Genomic DNA, 18,522 nt, shown 5'->3' with positions numbered 1-18,522 from the left:
CAGGCAGTCTAACTACTAGAAACTACTAGAAACTACTAGAAACTACTAGAAACTACTAGAAACTACTAGAAACTACTAGAAACTACTACCAACTACTACCAAGCACTAGGCACACTCATCTTTTTTGGCGGTACATTGAGCGTAAAGTATTGTGTTGGGTCTTGTTTATGCAAGCCATGCCAAATTAAAATATTTTTCTGTTGCAGGCTTTTTAATACTCGGCGAGCAATTGGCGGACTTCTCTCAAGTTTCTCGGCGGCGATTTTGACTGTAATGGTTTCATTTAGATACATATAATGCACAATCACCAGCTCATTTGGTGTAAGTTCACTCATCACATCTTCGCTCAATATTGCCGAAATCTGCTCCATCTGCCTTAAATTACGCTGAATAATGTTATTCTCTAGTACCAGTTTCAACGCATTGCCATTAGGTTCTTCGTAGGTAGGCATTTTTAATAAAAACTGCTCCATTTCATTAAAAATACGCTTCACGCCTTCGTTCAATTCTTTTACCCAACCAAACTCAAACATCACACGAGCAATGCGTGGATTTCTTGAATATCTTGTGTATTGCATATTTTCCAAAGTAACCACATTAGGCAATTTGCCGGGGCTAAATATTTCCAAGCGGTCATCATACATAGAAATACGGATATAATCGCCCTGATGACTGTAATTGCGGTGGGTCAAAGCATTTACCACACCTTCAAACCACGCAAATTCAGGATATTCCGCTACACGCTGAAATACACCATATTCATTCAAAGACTGAAACTCACGCAATTGCGAATTGACCACATCACGGATTTTACCAATCATATTGGGAATAGCATCTTCAAGCACAAATTCTTTTACCACATTAAAATTCATTCCTGTTTGTAAGGCATTACCATCATAACGCAAAAACTTTACTCTGGCATTGGGGAAAAACTTAGTCGGATTATTACCAAACAACAAAATACACGCATTCGTTAATTGATTTTTGGCGGTCAAAAGGTTTCTGGCTTTTAGAATCTCCCGAATGCTTAATTCGGTTTTTAAATGCAACTTGTAACGTTGCAACAACTCAAAATCCAGATCATCTTCAAATACCGCATCTGCCACAATACCATCTTCAAAAGAACGCTGTCCTTTATCAAATTCCAATTGTTGTCTTTGTTCATAGCTTAATGCGATTGATTTATCACTTGACCTTAAATAAGCTGTGCCGTCATTACCTTCAATCACTCTATCAATAGAAGGCAAGATTTCAAATATCAGTAAATTATCTTCTTCTCCCCTGTTGTTTTGCACAGGAAATAAGGTATGTGAGCAAGCAATCGGCATATTTTGCACTGAACGCAGATAATGCAAAAAATCTTCCGCTTGGTGTGCCTTTGGGTGTTTAAAACCTGTGATTTCGCCATCATCTTCTACGCCAATCACCAAAGTACCGCCACCAGCATTGGCAAAGGCGATAAAATGCCTTAACAAATCTTTTGGGGTAACTTTGGCACTTTTGCGGTCAAAAAACGCATCTTCTTTTCTAGTCGTTATTTCATCTATTGAATAATTCATTTTTATCTCTTTTACACCCTACACCAACATCACAGCAAGTAGGGCTTTTTTAAGTTGGGTTAATTTGGCAAGTTCGGCTTGTTGTAAGGTGATGGTGTCGTCTAATTGGCGGAAAAAATTGCCGATGGCGGTTTGTTCTTCGGGGGTTGGCGGAATAAAAAAATCCGCATTTTTCACAATATCCGAATTCAGATTAACTTGTGTACCAGGCTGTCCATAACACTGCCAGCTTTCAACAAAGCTATCCAAATATTGAAACATAAATTCCAATTCAAAATCAGGACTTCTAAAAATAAGAAATCCATCGTGAACGCCTGTTTTAACATAGTTGATAACAGGTTTACCAACGGAAGCGGCAATACTTAACAGTAAATGCGGTTCTTCAAGCACACGAGTATTTTCTTGCCCTGCTTTTGAAATTTTTTGCTCCAAGTAATGAATACGCCCATTTTGGGCAGTTACATCGGAAATCCGCAACCAACCAATATCAGAACTATCATCAAACCATTTCGGATCTTGAATTGGGCGTGGACTTGCACCACGAACTATATCCGCAATCTCCCCCAGCTTTTTCCGTTCCCATGCCCCTGTAAAGCCTTTAAAGCGGATTTGGGGAACAGTTTCGCCTGCCATAGGGAACATTTTGGCGAGCATGGCTTTTTTAAGCTGTTGGCTTTTGCTTAAGGTTGCTTTGCTTTGGGCAATCAAGCGGTCTAATGTTTGGAAAAATTGTCCGATTTGGGTTTGTTCAGTTTCAGACGGCAGTGTAATTGGTGTACATTTGGCTTGCACAATAGTGTAATGAGAAATTGTGCCAGTATGAGAAATTGACTTTAAATACTCTTTAAATTTCTTACCAAAGAGCGAATAAAATAAAAAATTACCATCTGTTTTTTCTGCGGATTTAAACCATAAAAGGTCGGCATCTTTAAAGTAAATTGGATTGTCATTGCTAATTAAAAATGGTATTCCAATTGATCCGCCACCCGTAACTAACAAATCTCCTTTTTGTGGTCGCCCTGATTTTTTGGACAAATCTTCAAACAGCTCAAAAGAAATAAATGCTTTTTCGTTATTTTCTCCTTTAAAGGCGGCAACAACATCACTTGTTCTAAAAAATGGAACTCCTTCTTTTTGCCATTGCTCTTTTAACACTCGACTGGCAGAAGAAATTTCAAAAATATCCCCCAACGTCTTCTCTTCCCAATCCCCACTAAACCCTTGAAAGCGTATATTCGGCGTTTGTTGTTTGCTCATCGTATTCTCCTACGCCTTTAATACCGCTTGCCATGCTTTGATGCCTTGCAGGTCAAAATCATCGCCTGTCAGTTCGTTCATCATCTGTGATAGTTGCTCGGCACTGTGCTGTTTACGCTCGTTGATGTCTTGATAGGTGTCAGCGTATTTGTCGCACAGGGCGGTGAGTTTTTGGCTGAAATTGGCAAGCAAGGCTTCAGGTAGCCTGTGCATGGCTTGGTCTAGTGGCTCTATCCATTTTTGGCGAAGTAAATCCATCGCTTCATCATCGCTTAGGTTTTCTATGGCGGTTTTGGTGTCGGCGTGCAGTTTGGCACTGTCGGTTTTGATTTGGGCTTTTAGGGTTTTTTCTTCGGCGAGCAGTTGATAGGCTTTTTGCAGTTTTGCTCCTAAGCTCTCTTCGCTAAAACGGTGGCGGTTAATGGCTTGCTCTAATTCAGCCTTTTTGGTGATATGAACGCCTTCGGCAATCAGTTCTTGCTGTAGGGCTTTGGGAATTTCGGCATTGATAAAGCCGTCGCCTTCTTCGTTTACGGCGGTGCTGGCTTTGTCTTCTTCGCTTAGGTTTTCTATCAGGCTTTGCATTTCGGCACTGATTTGGGCTAGGCGGTTTTCTTTTTGGGTTAAGTCTGCCAATTGCTTGGGCAGTTTGGCTTTTTGTACCAGTTCAAAAGGCAAAATATGCCCTACCCAGCCGTCTTGCACTTCGGCTTCTTTTTTGGTTTTGCTGTCTTTTTTGATGACCATAAACGGATCGACTTGTTTAATGGCTTGTTTGCCTTCGGTCTGTATCATTTCCAAATCGGCGGCGATGCCCGATGCGTCTGCCCGCCACAGGTCGTCTAGCTTTTGATAGGCGGTATAAAAATCAAGCAATGGTACGGCTTGCACTTTTTGGCGGAGAAGTTCGGCAAGCTGGATTTTGGTTTGGGCGATATTAAGCGTGGTCATCGGCGCTATCAGTGTGTTTTCTAGGCAAGCGGTGAAATCGGCAAAGTTTTGGGCAAATTGCTCTTGATAATGCTGAACGCTTGGGTGCTGTAACATGGCTTGTTTGATGCTATCTACTTTAAGCTCGACATAAGGCGTGCCATTATCGGCAAAAAGTGCGTTTTGTAAGCCGTCAAATGCTTGCCAATATTCGGCAAATTGCACAAGTTCGCTTTTGGGTATGCCACCGTTCATGGTAGCAAAAATATCCCATTGTTCCGCAGGTTCGGCAGAATCCACATAGCGTGGAATGTTCAGATTATAGCCGTTGGCGACAATTTCGCTTTTGGGTACGATACGGGAGAATTTGGGCAGTTCTCGGCGATGGGTAACACAATCAACAATGCGTTTGATGTCGCTGGCTTGCAGGTGGTTGTTTTTGCCTACTTTGATAAAATACTTGGACGCATCAATCATCAGTACGTCATCACGTTCACGTTCTTGGCGTAAGACGATGATGATGGTGGGAATACCTGTACCAAAAAAGATGTTGGCAGGCAAGCCGATAATGGCATCTATGTGGTTATATTCAATCAGGTTTTTGCGGATTTTTTCTTCTTCGCCCCCGCGAAACAGTACGCCGTGCGGCAGTACGATGGTCATCATGCCGTTGGGTTTGAGATGGTATAAATCGTGCAATAAAAAGGCAAAATCGGCTTTGGCTTGCGGAGCTACACCAAAGCGTTTGTAACGCGGGTCGCTTTCTTTATCTTTTGGGTTCCACGGCTGGGAATAAGGCGGATTAGAGACGACAGCATCCAGATACAAGGGGTCGCCTTCTAACGGCCAGTCGTCTTCTAAGGTGTCGGCATTGCGTGTAAAAATGTTGCTCGGCAAAATGCCACGCATCACAAGGTTCATGCGTGTTAGGTTAAAGGTGTTTTCTTTGAGTTCTTGGGCATAGTATTTGATACTGTTTGGGCTTTTGAGATGTTTGGCGACACTGTGCCCGATGTTAATCAGCAGTGAACCTGAACCACTGGTTGGGTCGTAAATGCTGATTTCATCACGGTCTTTCAGGTGGTCGGCGATGATTTCCGACATCAAAAGCGATACTTCGTGCGGTGTATAAAACTCGCCTGCTTTTTTGCCTGCGTTTGCCGCAAACATGCCGATAAGGTATTCATAAATAAAGCCCAGCACGTCATAGCCTTGTTTGCCGTCCATGGGAATGTCGGCAATCAATACAAACAGGTCTTTAACGGCAGTGGTTTGACTGGTGGCGGTATCGCCAAGTTTGCTTAAGCCTGATTCCAAAGTTTTAAAAATACCGTCAAATACAGCGTTATAACTTGGGGCGATGTTTCGGCTAAAAGCACTCATCGCCGTGCGGACGTGGGCGATGTTAAAGTCTGAACCTTGTGCCAGCCAAGTAGAAAACAGATGCTCGTGGCTGATAAAATAGCCGATGTTATTTTTGATGTATTCCACCAATTCGCCATCTTCGGTGAGTTGCTCGGCAAACTCTACTCGCTCCATACCTTCGTTCATAACGAATTTTTCTAATTTATCCGATAGAAATTTATAAAAAATAAAGCCTAAAATGTAGTCTTTATATTCGTTCGCTTCAATTTTTGAACGCATTTTGTTGGCAGACTGCCAGATTTTGGTGGCAAGTTGTTGTTTGTTCATTGTCTTATCTCAAAGGTTAATTTTGAAAATGATAGCATATTTCATAAGGGAATTTATCATTTTATGTTGCTTGCCATCACCAGAGTAATTAAGGTGTTTGATTTGCTGGAAGAGATTTTGAAAGCGTGGGTTTAGGGGGGATTTACCTAGCCAATTCCCCATTCAGACTACATACTGATTTTCTTAATCCAGTCAAACAATTCATCTAAATCGTAATCGCCACTATGTGGAATACCCCAAGGCATTGCGTAGTCCACTTGCTTGCCTTCATTTTGAAGTTTTAGAGCAAGCAGTGCCGAAATGGCAAGTGATGTGTCTCGGTCATTTTCACCCACACGGATACGGTAATATTGTGTAGGGCTTTGATGGCTCATTGCATTCATCAATTTGACTTTATCGTCTGTGGCTTTAGTGGCATTGGCGATGGTGCTGTGCTGTTTGGAAAAATCAGTAAAGTGCTGTTTGGTTTGACCTTGTTGTTTTGTAAAATCTAAATGTGTCGGCGTTGGGTAGCGAACCAGTTCGGTTTTAACAGGCATTGGGGCATTAGCTGGTTTGGTTGTAGGTGGATTATCTGCCCACACATTTTGGCTGATAGCGAATAAACCTGTGATTAAGGTTGTGAGTACTGTTTTTTTGATCTTCATTGATAATTATCCTATGTGATATATAAACGTTATATATTTGATTATATCAAGATATAAAAAGTTTCCATAGGATCAAAAAAATATAACGAGAATCAAACAAGCGGTGAGATTACTCATAACATAATAAAAATCTTATTAGCAGCCATTTGATCCATTCCCCCTATTATTTCACCTTTAGCACTTCAAAAGCGGTTAGATTTCGCAAAAACTTTGCAAAATCTAACCGCTTGTCAGCGAATTAAGCAATGCCATTCAACAACACTGCACGTCCGAGCGTCGCGTTCAAACGCATTGATTTGATTTTTTCATATTCAGGGCTGGTGTACCAAGCACGAGCGGCAGCCATATCAGGAAAACGTAATATTACCGAACCGTCAATTTCCGCACCCTCAAAGGCTTCACATTCTCCGTTTGCCACCAAAATCTCACCACCATACGGAGCCAGTGTCGGCACGTCTAATTGCAGATATTCATCATAAGCGGTTTGGTCTTTCATTTCATCACGAATAAAAACAACATAAGCTGTCATCATTGGTTTCCTTATAAATCAAATTGTTGAACTACATTCACGTGCAAACGCACATCTACATTACCACGAGTGGCGTTTGAATATGGGCAGACTTCGTGTGCTTTTTCAATCAATTTCTTTGCATCTTCTAAACTTAAACCTTCCACTGTAATGGTAATATCCAAATCCAAAGCAAATGCACCATCGGTTTTTTGACCGATACCCACCCCTACGGTGGAGCTTGATTTAGTCGGCTTTAAACCTAAAGTTGGTGCAACGTGGTTCATTGCACTGTCAAAGCAAGCTGCATAACCCATTGCAAAAAGCTGTTCTGGGTTTGTGCCGACTTTGCTGCTTTCATTTTGGAAACCGACTAAATCAAAGCCGATTGAGCCGTCATCGACTTGAGTACGACCATCACGACCACCCGTTGCGGTTGCTGATGTTTGGTAAAAAATTTTCATTATTTATTCCTTCTTAATATCAAAATTAAATATCTAACGGTTTCCACTCTTGCCCTTTCACTGGTGGTAACCACGCTCCGCCTTGTTGGCATAGACCCCATAGAATATCTGGCATTCCGTATTGGTCAGCACGAGTTGGGTCAAGCTCAGTAGCAATTTCGTTATCACGGTTTTCTTTCAGTAAAGTGGCAATATTTGGATTTACCATTACCGCTTTACCTAAACCGATAAATTCTGCCCAACCTGTTTGGAATGCTGCACGAATTTGCTCACCTGAAAGTAAGCCACCCACACCGATTAACGGCAATTTACCGTTAATGCGTTCGTGAATAAGTTGCATACGAGTGAGGTTTGTGTCTGCTCCACGACGTGCTTTTTTGTCAAATTCGTGAAGAGAAACGTGCAAGTATTGCAATGGTTTTTCCACCAACGCATCAATTAAAGCGAAAGTATCCGCCATCGTTAAGCCATTTTCCCCTGGTTCTTCGGGCGAGAAACGGTAGCCTACGATAAATTCTGGTTTTGCATATTTCTCTTTTAATGCGACGACTGAATCCACAATCGCTAATGGGAAACGTAAACGTTTTTCAAGACTACCGCCCCATTCATCTGTACGGCGGTTAAATTCGCCCGAGAAGAATTGTTGAATCAAATAGCCATTCGCACCGTGAATTTCTACACCGTCAAAGCCTGCACGAATCGCTAATTCTGCTGCATTAGTATAGGCTTGAATTAACCCCGCTACTTCGTCAGCCGTTGCCGCTTTTGCACCACTTTCAGTGTGATCTGATGCACCAACTAACCCTTGCCCATCTGTTAAATTGGCTTGTGCATTCACACCGCCGTGATGAATTTGTAAAATCGCTTTGGTACCTTGTGCTTGCAATACTTTTGCGGTTTCACGCAAACTATCTAAGTGGCTATCATCAAGGGCTTCAGGCTGCCCCACAAAGGTTTTACCATTTTTCGCCACTAAAGTTGCCGCAGTGATAAACATTCCCATATCCACTGCACGGTTACTGATAAAAGTACGCTCTTGCTTGCCTAATGTACCGTCTTCATTTGCACCGAAGTGAGTCATTGGTGCAACCACTAGGCGGTTTTTAATTTCTACACCATTATTAAGAGTATAAGTTTGAAAAAGTGAACTCATTATGTTCTCCCATTAAGTTTTATCCATTAGAAGTGCGGTTATTTTAGTGGCAATTTTATGATTGTCGGTATATCATTCCTGCAAAATTCTTGCCTGATTCTCTAAAAAACATAAATGCAAATTATTGATAAATTATTACCGCTTGTGCCGAAAAATCAATTTTGGCAAACACCCATTGATGGACTTGTCATTCAGCACGCTGATTGCCCTATGCCTGTGGTAAACACCATTCTCGAACCTCGCATTTGTATTGTGTTGCAAGGTGAACGAAAAATCTGTGTCGGTGATCAATGTACGCTATTCAATAATCAACATTTTATGTTCTGTCCAATAAATGTACCATTGTCGGTAAAAGTAGTGGAAGCAAGCCTTGAAAAGCCCTATCTGATGATGACGATGAAAATTGATTTAAAAATGGTGGCAAGCATCGTACCTCATCTTCCTAAGATAAGTGCAAAAAATCGGTCAAAATCGACCGCTTTCTTACAATGGCAAATGGAAGAAAATTTACTGGCTCAATTTGAACGCTTGATTGATTTGCTCAAAACGCCAGAAGATATAGATTTTCTTGCCCCACTTATTCAGCAACACATTTACTATATTCTGCTAAAAAGCGAACAAGGACAGAAATTATGCGAATTGGTACAGATAGGTAGCCACACAAATCGAATTGCTCAAACAGCACGTTGGATCGAGCAACATCTGTCTGAGCCGTTGCGTGTAGATGATTTAGCGAAACAGGCAGGAATGTCAGTATCTGGTTTTCACTTACATTTTAAAAAAATGACCAATATGTCGCCGTTACAATATCAAAAATCGCATCGCTTACTGGCAGCACAAAAACTCATTCAAACCAAACAAAGCAATATCGCCAATATTGCGTTCCAAGTCGGTTATGAAAGCCCAAGTCAATTTAGCCGAGAATATAAAAGACATTTTGGGGTAAGCCCTAAATATGATGTTCAGCCATAAAACCTTTGTATCAATAAGCTGGACTTGCTTATGATTTTTTGTAAACAAACAACCTTTTATTATGTTTTTCTTTTGGCTATGAAATAGGAATACACGATAAGAAATTTGTAATCGGCACAAGATAATATTAGCTAGGTTGGCGAAAGCGGTGGGGTTTTTGCAAATTTTCACCGCTTGCTTACTGCTGACAATGTTAGCCTTTACCCAAACACCTTCCAAAACGGCACAATCTCAATCATTTTTCCGTCCACAATCATTTTATCTTCCTGATCAAAGGTAATAATCAAACCTTGCTCCAATTTAAAGAAATTCATTGCATCAATCAAACCATCACGTTCACGAGCGATATTTTCTGCACTGAGTTGCCAGCAGACTTGGATAAGCTGTGTTGGGGTGCTGTTCTGGCAGATGACAAAATCGCATTCTTTGTTGTTTTCGTTGTAGTAATACAGCTCTGAAAATTGTCGTCTGAGTTCCCAAAATACGGCATTTTCCAGCTTTCTGCCGAGATCTTGGTTGAAAGATGGGCTAATCACACGCTGTAAACCATTGTCTATAAAATAAGCTTTGCGTGGGTTGGCGAGCTGAGTTTTGTAGGAATAGGCAAATTTCGGCAACAAATGAACCACATAGGCTTGCTCCAAATGTGAGAGATATTCCTGCACAGTGGAAGTGCTTTTTACTTCAAGACTTTGTTTGAGCTTGTTTGCACTGATCAAATTGCCCACGTTGCCCGCCAAGAAAATCAACAAACGCTTCATCGCACGTTCGTCACGAATGCCGAAACGGACGATAATATCACGGTATAAAATATCGTTAATCAAGGCGTTTAAAATCTCGTCTTCATTGAATTGCAGATATTGCGGAAAACCGCCGAGAGCCAAATAATCCGATACTGCATCGGCATTTTTCACCTTGCCGAGAAATTCGCAAAATTCCACAAAAGAGAAAGGGAAAAGCTCTTTGCTGATATGCCGTCCTGTCAGTTTTGTGCCGAGTTCACGACTGAGCAAAGACGCATTAGAACCCGTTACCACCACTTGATAACCCTGATCAAGCTTACCACGCACATACACTTCCCAGCCGTCAATCACTTGAATTTCATCAAAGTAGAGTGTTTGAATCTGCGGATTTTCGGCAATAATTTCATCAAGTAAGGCAAAATCGCTAAACTCAAAATTGAAAAGCTGCGGTGTGTCAAAGTTAAGAAAGAGATAATTATTTTCTGATTGTTTATCAATAAGTTGTGTGAGTAGTGTGCTTTTTCCACTACGGCGAATACCCGATACCACCAAAGCAAAATTAGGTAACATTTTGATTTTCTCCAGCATTTTTCGTGGGTAGGTTTGTTGCGACAATAACTGCTGTTGTTGGTTTGCAATGGCTTGGGCAAGCTCTGATTTTAATAGCATAACATAACTCCTTATCAATCTGTTCATTACTAACGAACAAAGGTTATTGATACTAATGGAAGCTATTTTATGCTAAAAATAGAAAGAAAAGCAAAGTGTTTGTTACTATTGAACACTAGTGTTTGATAGTAATGAACAGTTTTGTAGAAAAATGGAAGCAGGGGAAATGTTGGCAGGTTTGATGAACAAGCGGTGAGATTTGCCTAAAATTTTGCACTTGCAAAAATCAAGACAAATCCCACCGCTTTTAAAAGCCTTATTTCACCTCAAAATACGCCAATTTATCTTTATAAAACGAGCCTAAATAATAAGCATCGCCCACCGCAAGCACCGTAGAAACACCGCTAAAATCAGCCGTGTATTTGCCTTTAAAAATCGGCTGGATTGCCAAATTATCAGGGCTGATTTGGCTGATGTGATAATCTTTTAAACAATCAAAGGTTAAGCCATTTTGACAAGTCAAAGCCATAGACCCTGCGGTGATGAGCGTATCGCCATTCCAATGCAGATTGTCCGCCACGCCATAATTTAGGCGAGTTTGAGCCACGATTTTGGTGGGGTTGGTGTTGGTTAATTTACTCATACCCTGCATATGGGCGACATAGATAAATTTGCCGTCTTTGGACAGCTCAATGCCGTTATTGCCGTTTAATTCCGAGCCTTTCAATTTTTCAAATTGACGTGTGGTCGGTGTCCAACGATAAACCGCCCCTGTGGTTTTGCCTGCAAACATCTCATCAAGCGTATTGTGCGGGTGGGTCATCACCGTTACATAGATAGAGCCGTCTGAATGAGCCACCACGCCATTGCCTGCATAATCATTGGGCATACGCACATTGCCAAGCCAAGTGAGTGTTGGGGTGGTGCTACTTGTGTTCACTTCAAAGATTTCAATGGTTTCACGTGTGATATTTTGGTCAAAACCATTGTGATTGACCGCATACAGATGATATTTGCCCTTGCCGACTTCACGAATGCTGATGCCGTGAATTTGCATTTCATCGGCGTGGGGCTGTGGCTGGCTGTCAGGATATGACGCAGACGGTTTGTGTGCTTTGGGGGCAATCAGCCTTTGGGCGGTTTTGCTTTGACTATCAATCAAATGCAGTCCGCTTTTGGGTGCCATACCACTGGCGATGATCCATTTGGTATTGGGGATTTGCACCAAATCTTCTGGGTTTTGAATACCTTTGACATAACTTAATTGGCTGACATTTTTGGCACTGTCAATGCTACTATTTTGAGTGCTTGCCGTCTGAATGCTTGGGGCTGATTGAACCGCTTGGTGGATTGGCGTACACGCCACGCCCAATGTGGCAAGGGTTAGAGCCAAAAGACTGGTTTTAAATACATTTTTCATAAAATTGACCTTAATATCAAATACAATAAGGCTATTTTATCTTATTAAATATGTAAAAGAATGGCAAAAAATGAAAGGTTGTTTTTCATTTTTGGAAAGTTTTTAAAGTGTTGAAAGAAAAATAAGCGGTGAGATTTGCCTAAAATTTTACAATTGTGAAAATTAAGATAAATCAAACCACCAAATTCAGGTGGATACACGACAATTCCTGCAATCTTTTTGGGAGGACTATATAAAGGATATGCCATAAAATACTCATCAGGTACGTCAAAAGGCGAAACAATGCCAAACTTTGATGCATTTTGATAATCCAATTTTTGATAATAATTGGGGTCGCCAAGCAGAATGGAATAAGAAAAACCTAAACTTTTGGCAACTGTGTGAGCGTGCAAAATCAAGGCTTTGCCCACACCTTGTCCTTGATATTCTGGCAGAACTGCAATCGGAGCCAGTGCCAGCTCGTTTTGATTGCCAACCATAATTTTGCTTAATAGCACATAACCGATGATTTGCCCCTGTTCATCTTTGGCACATAGGGATAATGCAGGTATAAAATCGGCATTTTGTCGTAATTTTGCCACCAAAATATGCTCATTATGCTCTGAATGTGGTGCATTTTGAAAAGCGATTTCAACCAATTTTTCAATCGCTGGATATACCACTGAGCAATGCAAAAGCCGATAGCAGTTTTTTCATTGTTTACTCCGCATTTTCCATCAAATCAACCAACTGAATATCCAACTCAGCTGTTAAAATCTCATCAAATGCTTTTAAGGCGGTCTGAAAATGTCTAGTTTGCAAATGAGCGTCTAAAGCTGATTGTGATTGCCATAACTCCACAAAAGCAAAGGTATTTTCTTGACCTTGTACTTGCCCACAATGATAAGATATACAGCCTGTATCTTGGCGAGAAGATATGGTTAATTCATTAGCTATTTGTTGAAATTTTGCTATTTTTTCAGCTTTGACAAAGCACTGAGCATAGATGGCTAGCATTTGTTTACCCCTATAATTGATAATGTGGCTTTCGCAATAATTTATCAGCATTAGGGGCAATTTTTGTATCCCAAACTTTTTCTTTGAATGCCTGCTCATCAAGTTCCTGAAAATCAATGGTGATGTATTCGGCAGGCGTGTTTAAACGCTCGCTGACAAAAGTGGTCAAATCATCGGCAAAGGCTTGCAATTGCTGTTCATTTAAGCCTTTCGGATAGCATTGTAGGGTAATATGAGGCATTTTTTTGCTCCTATAAATTGGTTGGTGATGGCTGTTATTTTAAGCTACTTTATGATATAAATTAAAATAATAAAATTGTATAAAAGTTATCAAAAGTATTTATATCTATGCAAAACCTGAATAATTTGGATTTAAACCTCTTAAAAGCCTTGCACGCCCTGATTGAAGAGCGAAATGTCAGTCGTGCCGCCGAGCGTTTGAACCTCACTCAGCCTGCGGTCAGCACAATGCTTGCCAAGCTCCGCCACCGCTTTAATGACCCTTTATTTATCCGCACAGCCCACGGAATGATACCCACCGCTAGAGCCGAAGCTCTTGCCCAGCCTGTCAAGGCGATTTTGGACAGTATAGGCATACTGATGCAACCTGTGGCTTTTAATCCCATCAATTTAGAATACACTTTCAAGCTGGCTGGCACAGAAAATGGCATTCGCACACTGGGTGTGCCTTTTGCCCTAAAGCTTGCCCATCTTGCCCCCAAAGTGAAAGTCGTATTTTTGGCGGTACAAGGGCAAGATTTAAATAAAAATTTGGCGGACGGTGTATGGGATTTGGCAATGACAGGACAACAGCAACTGGACGACAGAGTGCATTTTGACTTTTTAATGGGTGAAGAATATGGCTGTGCGGTACGTCAAGACCACCCAGTCTTAGCTCAAAAATGGGATTTGGACGCTTTTTGTGCATTGGAATTTGTGCTGGTTGCCTATCACGGCGGACATTTTACGGGGGCGACTGATGAAGCATTAGCAAGGCTTGGGCGAAGTCGCACGGTCAAAATGTCCATTGGGCATTTTTCGCTATTGCCTGATTTGTTAAAAAATAGTGATTTGGCAACCGTTGCTCCAATACATTTTTTAAAAACACAAAATGAGCTGATACTGTTAAAGCCACCCCTTGTCATTGAAGGCTACACCAAAGTTATGGCTTGGCACGCCAAAACGAATTATGATCCTGTGCAGATTTGGTTTCGCCAAGTGATGAAGGAAGTCGCAAAAGATATTCAGCCAACCTAAAAATTAGCAAAATTCCCACACAAAAACACCGCTTGTTTTTTTTCACAAACGGTGTTTTTACCACACCCTTTAAACCTTATGCCATTTGATACAAATGCTTAAATTGTGGATCAAGCAAACTCAATGTAAATTGCTCATAATCAACCATACCCACTACTTTATCGCTGGCATAAAGCTGGTACAAAAAGTCTGCCATTTCTTCAGCGGTATTGAATTTATTGAAATACAGGCTGTCTTCGCCATAGGTAATGCTGTCGTCTTGCATCGCAGTTTTGGCAAAATCGGTTTTGGTGGAAGCTGGGGCAAGCACTTTGACTTGCAATTTTGCCCCTGTCATTGCCATTTCGTGTGCCAAACCTTCGCTGAACGCACTGACAAAATATTTTGTTCCACAATAAGCAGTTGCAAGCGGAGCAATGTTATAGCCCGCCCCTGATGAAATATTGATGAGCTTTGCACCGTCCACATCGGCAAAATCTTTGACAAACAAAATGGACAACACGGTCAATGCTTCAATATTCAATTTAATCATACTCAAAACACGGTTAATATCGTGTTCTTTTACCGTTTCCAAAATGCCAAACCCTGCGTTATTAATCCAAGTTTCAATCGGATATTGGGTCAAGTCTTGATACAATTTTGGCAATTCGTCAATTTGGCTCAAATCAAAAGGTTTTACTACCACATCAATATTGGGAAATTGTGCCAAAATGCTGGCTTTGATGTCGTTCAACTGATTTTTACGGCGTGCCACCAAAATCAAGTTTTTGCCTTTTGACGCAAACAATTTGGCACTCGCTTCGCCAATACCACCGCTTGCCCCTGTAATCACAACGTATTTGTTTTGCATAAGATACTCCAAAATGGGTTTGAAAAAGAAGTTGCCATTTTAAAGAATGACCGACAAATGACGGTAGGTTGATTTTATCAAAGGTTTGCCTAATCCTATCAAAAACGCCAAAAATCATCATTTTTTGCTACAATACGCTCTGTTTTGATAAAAATAGGCAATACTATGCACACGTTAATCCAAGAAATGTTAGGCTTTCTGCAAAAAGATGAAATCAAAGCATTGCCAGAAGTGGGCTTGACCTTGTATCGCTGTGATACGCCCATTCCGCAGATTAGCTATCTGCAAGAACCTGCGGTGTGTTTTATTTTGCGTGGGCAAAAAACGGTGTATTGGGGCGAAAATTGTTTAAGCTATGGCGATGGGCAATATATGTGTTATTCGGTGGAATTGCCGATTACAAGCGAAGTGCTGGGAGCGAGTGAAAATTATCCTTATGTGGGTATTCAGATGAAATTAAATGCCCCTATTTTATTGCAACTGATGATAGATTTGGGCAAATCGTCTGCTCATTTCTCATCGGATAGCCCAGCTCAAATTGGCACGATTAACGAGCCGATGATAAACGCTTTACACCGCTTGGCAAATTTGGCGTGTTCACCTGATGATGTGGCGATATTAGCCCCACTTATTCAGCGAGAATTGCATTATCATTTGCTAAAAAGTGAAATGGCAGGCAGACTTTATCAAATGGTTGCGGTGGGTGGTAATGTCGCCAAAATCGCCCAAGCGATTGCTTTTTTAAAGGCAAATTTTCGGCAAACCTTGACCATAGAAATGCTGGCAAATCAAGTTAATATGAGTGTGCCGAACTTTTATCGCCATTTTCGCCAAGTTACCGCCATTAGCCCCCTGCAATATCAAAAGTCATTGCGATTGACCGAAGCCAGACAACGCATCAAGCAAAAACAAGGCTCGCTTGCCCAAATCGCTCACGATGTCGGTTATGAAAGCTCCAGTCAGTTTAGCCGTGAATATAAAAGAATGTTTGGGATAAGTCCGAGTGCGGATTTTCAGACTGCCTGAAAATATTTGCAAAATTTAAAAACAAAAACACCGCTTGAACATCAGTCCAAACGGTGTTTTAAATTAACTGACTTTTAATTCTGTCCAAGCTCTTTTGATGATTTCTTGACTGGCTTGTAATGCTAAAAATGCCAAAATAAACGCCACAATTAAATCTGGGTATTTTGATTGAAAAAAATAAACTGCTATACCAGCCAAAATTACCGCCACATTACCAATCGCATCGTTGCGAGAACACACCCACACACTTCGAACATTACTATCACCATCACGAAATTTTAATAATATCAACAATGCCGACACATTCACCAATAACGCCAAAAATCCCACAATGCTCATTTCAGAATAACTGGGGATTTCCCCATAAAACACACGATAAACGGTCGTAATTAAAATAAATAAACCAAAACCGCCCATCGTTAGCCCCTTGACCATAGACGCTTTGGCACGGTAACTTAACGCCATTGGCAAAACAATCAAACTTATCAAATAATTAGCACTATCGCCCAAGAAATCCAAACTGTCTGACAATAGTGAAGTTGAACCTGATTTAACCCCCATTACAATTTCCACAAAGAACATTGATAAATTTAACATCAAGACAATCCACAAGGCTTTTTTGTACTTGGGTGATTGATGAGTGGGTTGATTTGAACTGCAACAACTTTGGCACGTCATAACAAACTCCGAAAGATGATTGAAATTTGCTATAATATAAACTCCGTAGTCATTACAGGGTCAAGTACAATGTCAAAAATCTTTCAAATTAAACAAGCCAGTGAACAAACAGGCATTCATTTAGAAACCATTCGTTATTATGAAAAACAAGGCTTAATCAAGCCAACTTTTCAAGCTAATGGCTACCGAGTTTTTGATGAAAATCAGCTAGAACAATTACGCTTTATTAAAACTTGTCGCAATATCGGTTTTTCTTTAAAAGACATTCAGGTCTTATTGACATTCCAAACAACTCCCAATCATCAATGTGATGATGTTGATGAATTAACCCAAAAACATTTATCGCATATCAACGAACAAATTAAGCAATTACAAGAAGTTAAATCATTTTTGGAACAAATTATTGGTTGTCAAAATAAAAAAATTGAAAATTGTCAAATCATTAAAAGTATTAAAGATAAAGGATAATGTTTTTCAGGCTGCCTGAAAATATTTGCAAAATTTAAAAACAAAAACACCGCTTGCTTGATATGAATATCAAATTCAAACGGTGTTTTTATTGTTCATTATCCCACCCCTTCCCACCATTTTTCAAAATTAGGATTATCATCAAGGTAGAATACTTCGCCGATTTTGGGAGTAAAAAGCGGTAAATTTTCTTGTTGGGCGGATTGGCTTAATAATGCCATCGGTTCATTCCAAGCGTGTTTGGCAAGGACAAATTTACCATTATGCACCGCCAATAATTTTTTGGGATTTAAATCTTTGACCGCTTGAATGAAATCATTAGGCAAAAAATGAATATTCACCCAGTCTTTATCATATTGCCCATTTTCCATAATCGCCACATCAATATTAGGAAATTGCTTGGCAATGTCTTTAAAAAACACATCATAACCGCTATCGCCACCGATATAAATGGTTTTATTGCCCACTTGTAGCATAAACGATGCCCACAGCGTTTGATTTTGTTTTAAAGCACGCCCTGATGAATGGCGAGTGGGCAAGGCGGTAATGTTTAATTCGCCCAATTTAATCGCTTGATACCAATCCAATTCAATAAGCTGATTGGGCGAAAATCCCCAGCGTTCAAAATGTTCGCCATTGCCAAGCCCCGTTATCACTTGCCCAATCCTATCTTTCATTGCTTTAATCGTATCATAATCCAAATGGTCATAATGGTCGTGGGTAATAATCAGATAATCCACTTTTGGCATATCTTGGGGCGTATAAATATCTGCCCCCTTAAAAGGTTTACCACCAAAAGGCAGGGGCATTGCCGATACCAAAACAGGGTCAATCAAATAAGTTTTTTGATTTAAATGTAGCAAATAAGACGAATGTCCAAGCCAAACAAAATAATCTTTATTTTTAGGCAAAGTATTTAAATCGGTTTTAATAGAGGGTATTGGCGATTTTGGTTTGATGTTTTTGTCGGCTTCCCAAAACATATCAAAAGTCGCCCGAATGACACTTTTGTCGCTGGTGAGCATTGGCGTATCGGATAGATTTTGGAATTTACCATTTTTATAATGCAGTGAAGTTTGGATTTTGGCAAGGCGTTCGCCTGTTGGGTTTGCCCCAAATAAGGGTAATTGCAAATACGCCACGACAACAATCACCAAAATGGCGATGATGATTAAAAAACCGATAAACATTTTTTTCATTAAATTCACTCAAAAATTGACTGCTTATTTTAGTGGTGCGTCTCTTGCCTAATTGGATTAAAAATTTGTCTAATTGGATAATTTTTCAGGTAGA

18 protein-coding genes and 1 pseudogene are annotated in these 18,522 nt (G+C 40.4%); 4 read left to right on the top strand and 15 right to left on the bottom strand.

What is annotated here, in order from left to right:
- Positions 1-95 precede the first annotated feature (95 nt).
- The 7 genes and pseudogenes from A1D25_RS06300 to A1D25_RS06270 all read right to left on the bottom strand — a co-directional run bounded on the left by A1D25_RS06300 (position 96) and on the right by A1D25_RS06270 (position 8,210).
- Complete coding sequence (locus A1D25_RS06300) at positions 96-1,559, bottom strand: ATP-binding protein (RefSeq protein ID WP_157394844.1); 1,464 nt, start codon at positions 1,557-1,559, stop codon at positions 96-98.
- 18 nt (positions 1,560-1,577) lie between these two features.
- Positions 1,578-2,816 (bottom strand): restriction endonuclease subunit S, encoded by a 1,239-nt coding sequence (locus A1D25_RS06295; RefSeq protein WP_157394843.1) that lies wholly within the window; start codon positions 2,814-2,816, stop codon positions 1,578-1,580.
- A 9-nt stretch (positions 2,817-2,825) separates the two neighbouring features.
- A complete protein-coding gene (locus A1D25_RS06290; protein WP_157394842.1) occupies positions 2,826-5,438 on the bottom strand; it encodes a type I restriction-modification system subunit M in 2,613 nt (870 codons plus the stop codon).
- Positions 5,439-5,605: 167 nt separating this feature from the next.
- A pseudogene (locus A1D25_RS11085) lies at positions 5,606-5,899 on the bottom strand (hypothetical protein); the annotation flags it as partial.
- Positions 5,900-6,323: 424 nt separating this feature from the next.
- Positions 6,324-6,617, bottom strand: a complete 294-nt coding sequence (locus A1D25_RS06280; RefSeq protein WP_205420587.1) for a DUF1330 domain-containing protein — start codon at positions 6,615-6,617, stop codon at positions 6,324-6,326.
- 8 nt (positions 6,618-6,625) lie between these two features.
- Positions 6,626-7,057, bottom strand: a complete 432-nt coding sequence (locus A1D25_RS06275; protein ID WP_157394840.1) for an organic hydroperoxide resistance protein — start codon at positions 7,055-7,057, stop codon at positions 6,626-6,628.
- A gap of 25 nt (positions 7,058-7,082) precedes the next feature.
- Positions 7,083-8,210, bottom strand: coding sequence for an NADH-dependent flavin oxidoreductase (locus tag A1D25_RS06270; RefSeq protein ID WP_157394839.1), 1,128 nt, complete (start codon positions 8,208-8,210; stop codon positions 7,083-7,085).
- A 114-nt stretch (positions 8,211-8,324) separates the two neighbouring features.
- Between A1D25_RS06270 and A1D25_RS06265 the strand changes: the two genes are divergently transcribed.
- Positions 8,325-9,182 (top strand): AraC family transcriptional regulator, encoded by an 858-nt coding sequence (locus A1D25_RS06265; protein ID WP_157394838.1) that lies wholly within the window; start codon positions 8,325-8,327, stop codon positions 9,180-9,182.
- Positions 9,183-9,382: 200 nt separating this feature from the next.
- On the opposite strand, the gene A1D25_RS06260 is transcribed toward A1D25_RS06265, so the two are convergent.
- The 5 genes from A1D25_RS06260 to A1D25_RS06240 form a co-directional block, all read right to left on the bottom strand.
- On the bottom strand, positions 9,383-10,594 hold the full coding sequence (locus tag A1D25_RS06260; RefSeq protein ID WP_157394837.1) for an ATP-binding protein: 1,212 nt from the start codon (positions 10,592-10,594) through the stop codon (positions 9,383-9,385).
- 256 nt (positions 10,595-10,850) lie between these two features.
- Entirely contained in the window at positions 10,851-11,954 is a 1,104-nt protein-coding gene (locus A1D25_RS06255) for an SMP-30/gluconolactonase/LRE family protein (protein ID WP_157394836.1), read from the bottom strand.
- Between the two features lie 44 nt (positions 11,955-11,998).
- Positions 11,999-12,616: a GNAT family N-acetyltransferase gene (locus A1D25_RS06250; RefSeq protein WP_205420586.1), complete on the bottom strand. Its 618-nt coding sequence runs from the start codon at positions 12,614-12,616 to the stop codon at positions 11,999-12,001.
- Positions 12,617-12,653: 37 nt separating this feature from the next.
- Positions 12,654-12,950 carry a putative quinol monooxygenase gene (locus A1D25_RS06245; protein ID WP_157394834.1) on the bottom strand — a complete coding sequence of 99 codons (297 nt, stop codon included), beginning with the start codon at positions 12,948-12,950 and terminating at the stop codon, positions 12,654-12,656.
- A gap of 10 nt (positions 12,951-12,960) precedes the next feature.
- The gene (locus A1D25_RS06240) at positions 12,961-13,191 is read right to left on the bottom strand and encodes a tautomerase family protein (RefSeq protein WP_157394833.1); all 231 of its coding nucleotides are present in this window, start codon (positions 13,189-13,191) and stop codon (positions 12,961-12,963) included.
- 107 nt (positions 13,192-13,298) lie between these two features.
- Between A1D25_RS06240 and A1D25_RS06235 the strand changes: the two genes are divergently transcribed.
- Positions 13,299-14,207 carry a LysR family transcriptional regulator gene (locus A1D25_RS06235; RefSeq protein ID WP_157394832.1) on the top strand — a complete coding sequence of 303 codons (909 nt, stop codon included), beginning with the start codon at positions 13,299-13,301 and terminating at the stop codon, positions 14,205-14,207.
- A 76-nt stretch (positions 14,208-14,283) separates the two neighbouring features.
- Here the strand turns inward: A1D25_RS06235 and A1D25_RS06230 are convergent, their stop codons facing one another.
- The gene (locus A1D25_RS06230) at positions 14,284-15,057 is read right to left on the bottom strand and encodes an SDR family NAD(P)-dependent oxidoreductase (protein ID WP_157394831.1); all 774 of its coding nucleotides are present in this window, start codon (positions 15,055-15,057) and stop codon (positions 14,284-14,286) included.
- Positions 15,058-15,222: 165 nt separating this feature from the next.
- On the opposite strand from A1D25_RS06230, the gene A1D25_RS06225 reads away from it, so the two are divergent.
- Positions 15,223-16,083, top strand: a complete 861-nt coding sequence (locus tag A1D25_RS06225; protein ID WP_157394830.1) for an AraC family transcriptional regulator — start codon at positions 15,223-15,225, stop codon at positions 16,081-16,083.
- Between the two features lie 63 nt (positions 16,084-16,146).
- On the opposite strand, the gene A1D25_RS06220 is transcribed toward A1D25_RS06225, so the two are convergent.
- Positions 16,147-16,761 (bottom strand): cation diffusion facilitator family transporter, encoded by a 615-nt coding sequence (locus A1D25_RS06220; protein ID WP_157394829.1) that lies wholly within the window; start codon positions 16,759-16,761, stop codon positions 16,147-16,149.
- A gap of 69 nt (positions 16,762-16,830) precedes the next feature.
- On the opposite strand from A1D25_RS06220, the gene A1D25_RS06215 reads away from it, so the two are divergent.
- The gene (locus A1D25_RS06215; protein WP_157394828.1) at positions 16,831-17,229 is read left to right on the top strand and encodes a MerR family transcriptional regulator; all 399 of its coding nucleotides are present in this window, start codon (positions 16,831-16,833) and stop codon (positions 17,227-17,229) included.
- A gap of 98 nt (positions 17,230-17,327) precedes the next feature.
- Here the strand turns inward: A1D25_RS06215 and A1D25_RS06210 are convergent, their stop codons facing one another.
- Positions 17,328-18,428 carry an MBL fold metallo-hydrolase gene (locus A1D25_RS06210; protein ID WP_157394827.1) on the bottom strand — a complete coding sequence of 367 codons (1,101 nt, stop codon included), beginning with the start codon at positions 18,426-18,428 and terminating at the stop codon, positions 17,328-17,330.
- Between the last annotated feature and the right edge of the window lie 94 nt (positions 18,429-18,522).

The organism is Ursidibacter arcticus, assembly GCF_009761375.1.
Lineage (GTDB): Bacteria > Pseudomonadota > Gammaproteobacteria > Enterobacterales > Pasteurellaceae > Ursidibacter > Ursidibacter arcticus.
This window is presented reverse-complemented; position numbering and strand designations above follow the sequence as displayed.

What these genes read in the sequence shown, in the direction of transcription:
- A1D25_RS06300 (WP_157394844.1), bottom strand. Translation starts at nt 1,559, where the DNA reads ATGAATTATTCAATAGATGAAATAACGACTAGAAAAGAAGATGCGTTT.
- A1D25_RS06295 (WP_157394843.1), bottom strand. Translation starts at nt 2,816, where the DNA reads ATGAGCAAACAACAAACGCCGAATATACGCTTTCAAGGGTTTAGTGGG.
- A1D25_RS06290 (WP_157394842.1), bottom strand. Translation starts at nt 5,438, where the DNA reads ATGAACAAACAACAACTTGCCACCAAAATCTGGCAGTCTGCCAACAAA.
- A1D25_RS06280 (WP_205420587.1), bottom strand. Translation starts at nt 6,617, where the DNA reads ATGATGACAGCTTATGTTGTTTTTATTCGTGATGAAATGAAAGACCAA.
- A1D25_RS06275 (WP_157394840.1), bottom strand. Translation starts at nt 7,057, where the DNA reads ATGAAAATTTTTTACCAAACATCAGCAACCGCAACGGGTGGTCGTGAT.
- A1D25_RS06270 (WP_157394839.1), bottom strand. Translation starts at nt 8,210, where the DNA reads ATGAGTTCACTTTTTCAAACTTATACTCTTAATAATGGTGTAGAAATT.
- A1D25_RS06265 (WP_157394838.1), top strand. Translation starts at nt 8,325, where the DNA reads ATGCAAATTATTGATAAATTATTACCGCTTGTGCCGAAAAATCAATTT.
- A1D25_RS06260 (WP_157394837.1), bottom strand. Translation starts at nt 10,594, where the DNA reads ATGCTATTAAAATCAGAGCTTGCCCAAGCCATTGCAAACCAACAACAG.
- A1D25_RS06255 (WP_157394836.1), bottom strand. Translation starts at nt 11,954, where the DNA reads ATGAAAAATGTATTTAAAACCAGTCTTTTGGCTCTAACCCTTGCCACA.
- A1D25_RS06245 (WP_157394834.1), bottom strand. Translation starts at nt 12,950, where the DNA reads ATGCTAGCCATCTATGCTCAGTGCTTTGTCAAAGCTGAAAAAATAGCA.
- A1D25_RS06240 (WP_157394833.1), bottom strand. Translation starts at nt 13,191, where the DNA reads ATGCCTCATATTACCCTACAATGCTATCCGAAAGGCTTAAATGAACAG.
- A1D25_RS06235 (WP_157394832.1), top strand. Translation starts at nt 13,299, where the DNA reads ATGCAAAACCTGAATAATTTGGATTTAAACCTCTTAAAAGCCTTGCAC.
- A1D25_RS06230 (WP_157394831.1), bottom strand. Translation starts at nt 15,057, where the DNA reads ATGCAAAACAAATACGTTGTGATTACAGGGGCAAGCGGTGGTATTGGC.
- A1D25_RS06225 (WP_157394830.1), top strand. Translation starts at nt 15,223, where the DNA reads ATGCACACGTTAATCCAAGAAATGTTAGGCTTTCTGCAAAAAGATGAA.
- A1D25_RS06220 (WP_157394829.1), bottom strand. Translation starts at nt 16,761, where the DNA reads ATGACGTGCCAAAGTTGTTGCAGTTCAAATCAACCCACTCATCAATCA.
- A1D25_RS06215 (WP_157394828.1), top strand. Translation starts at nt 16,831, where the DNA reads ATGTCAAAAATCTTTCAAATTAAACAAGCCAGTGAACAAACAGGCATT.
- A1D25_RS06210 (WP_157394827.1), bottom strand. Translation starts at nt 18,428, where the DNA reads ATGAAAAAAATGTTTATCGGTTTTTTAATCATCATCGCCATTTTGGTG.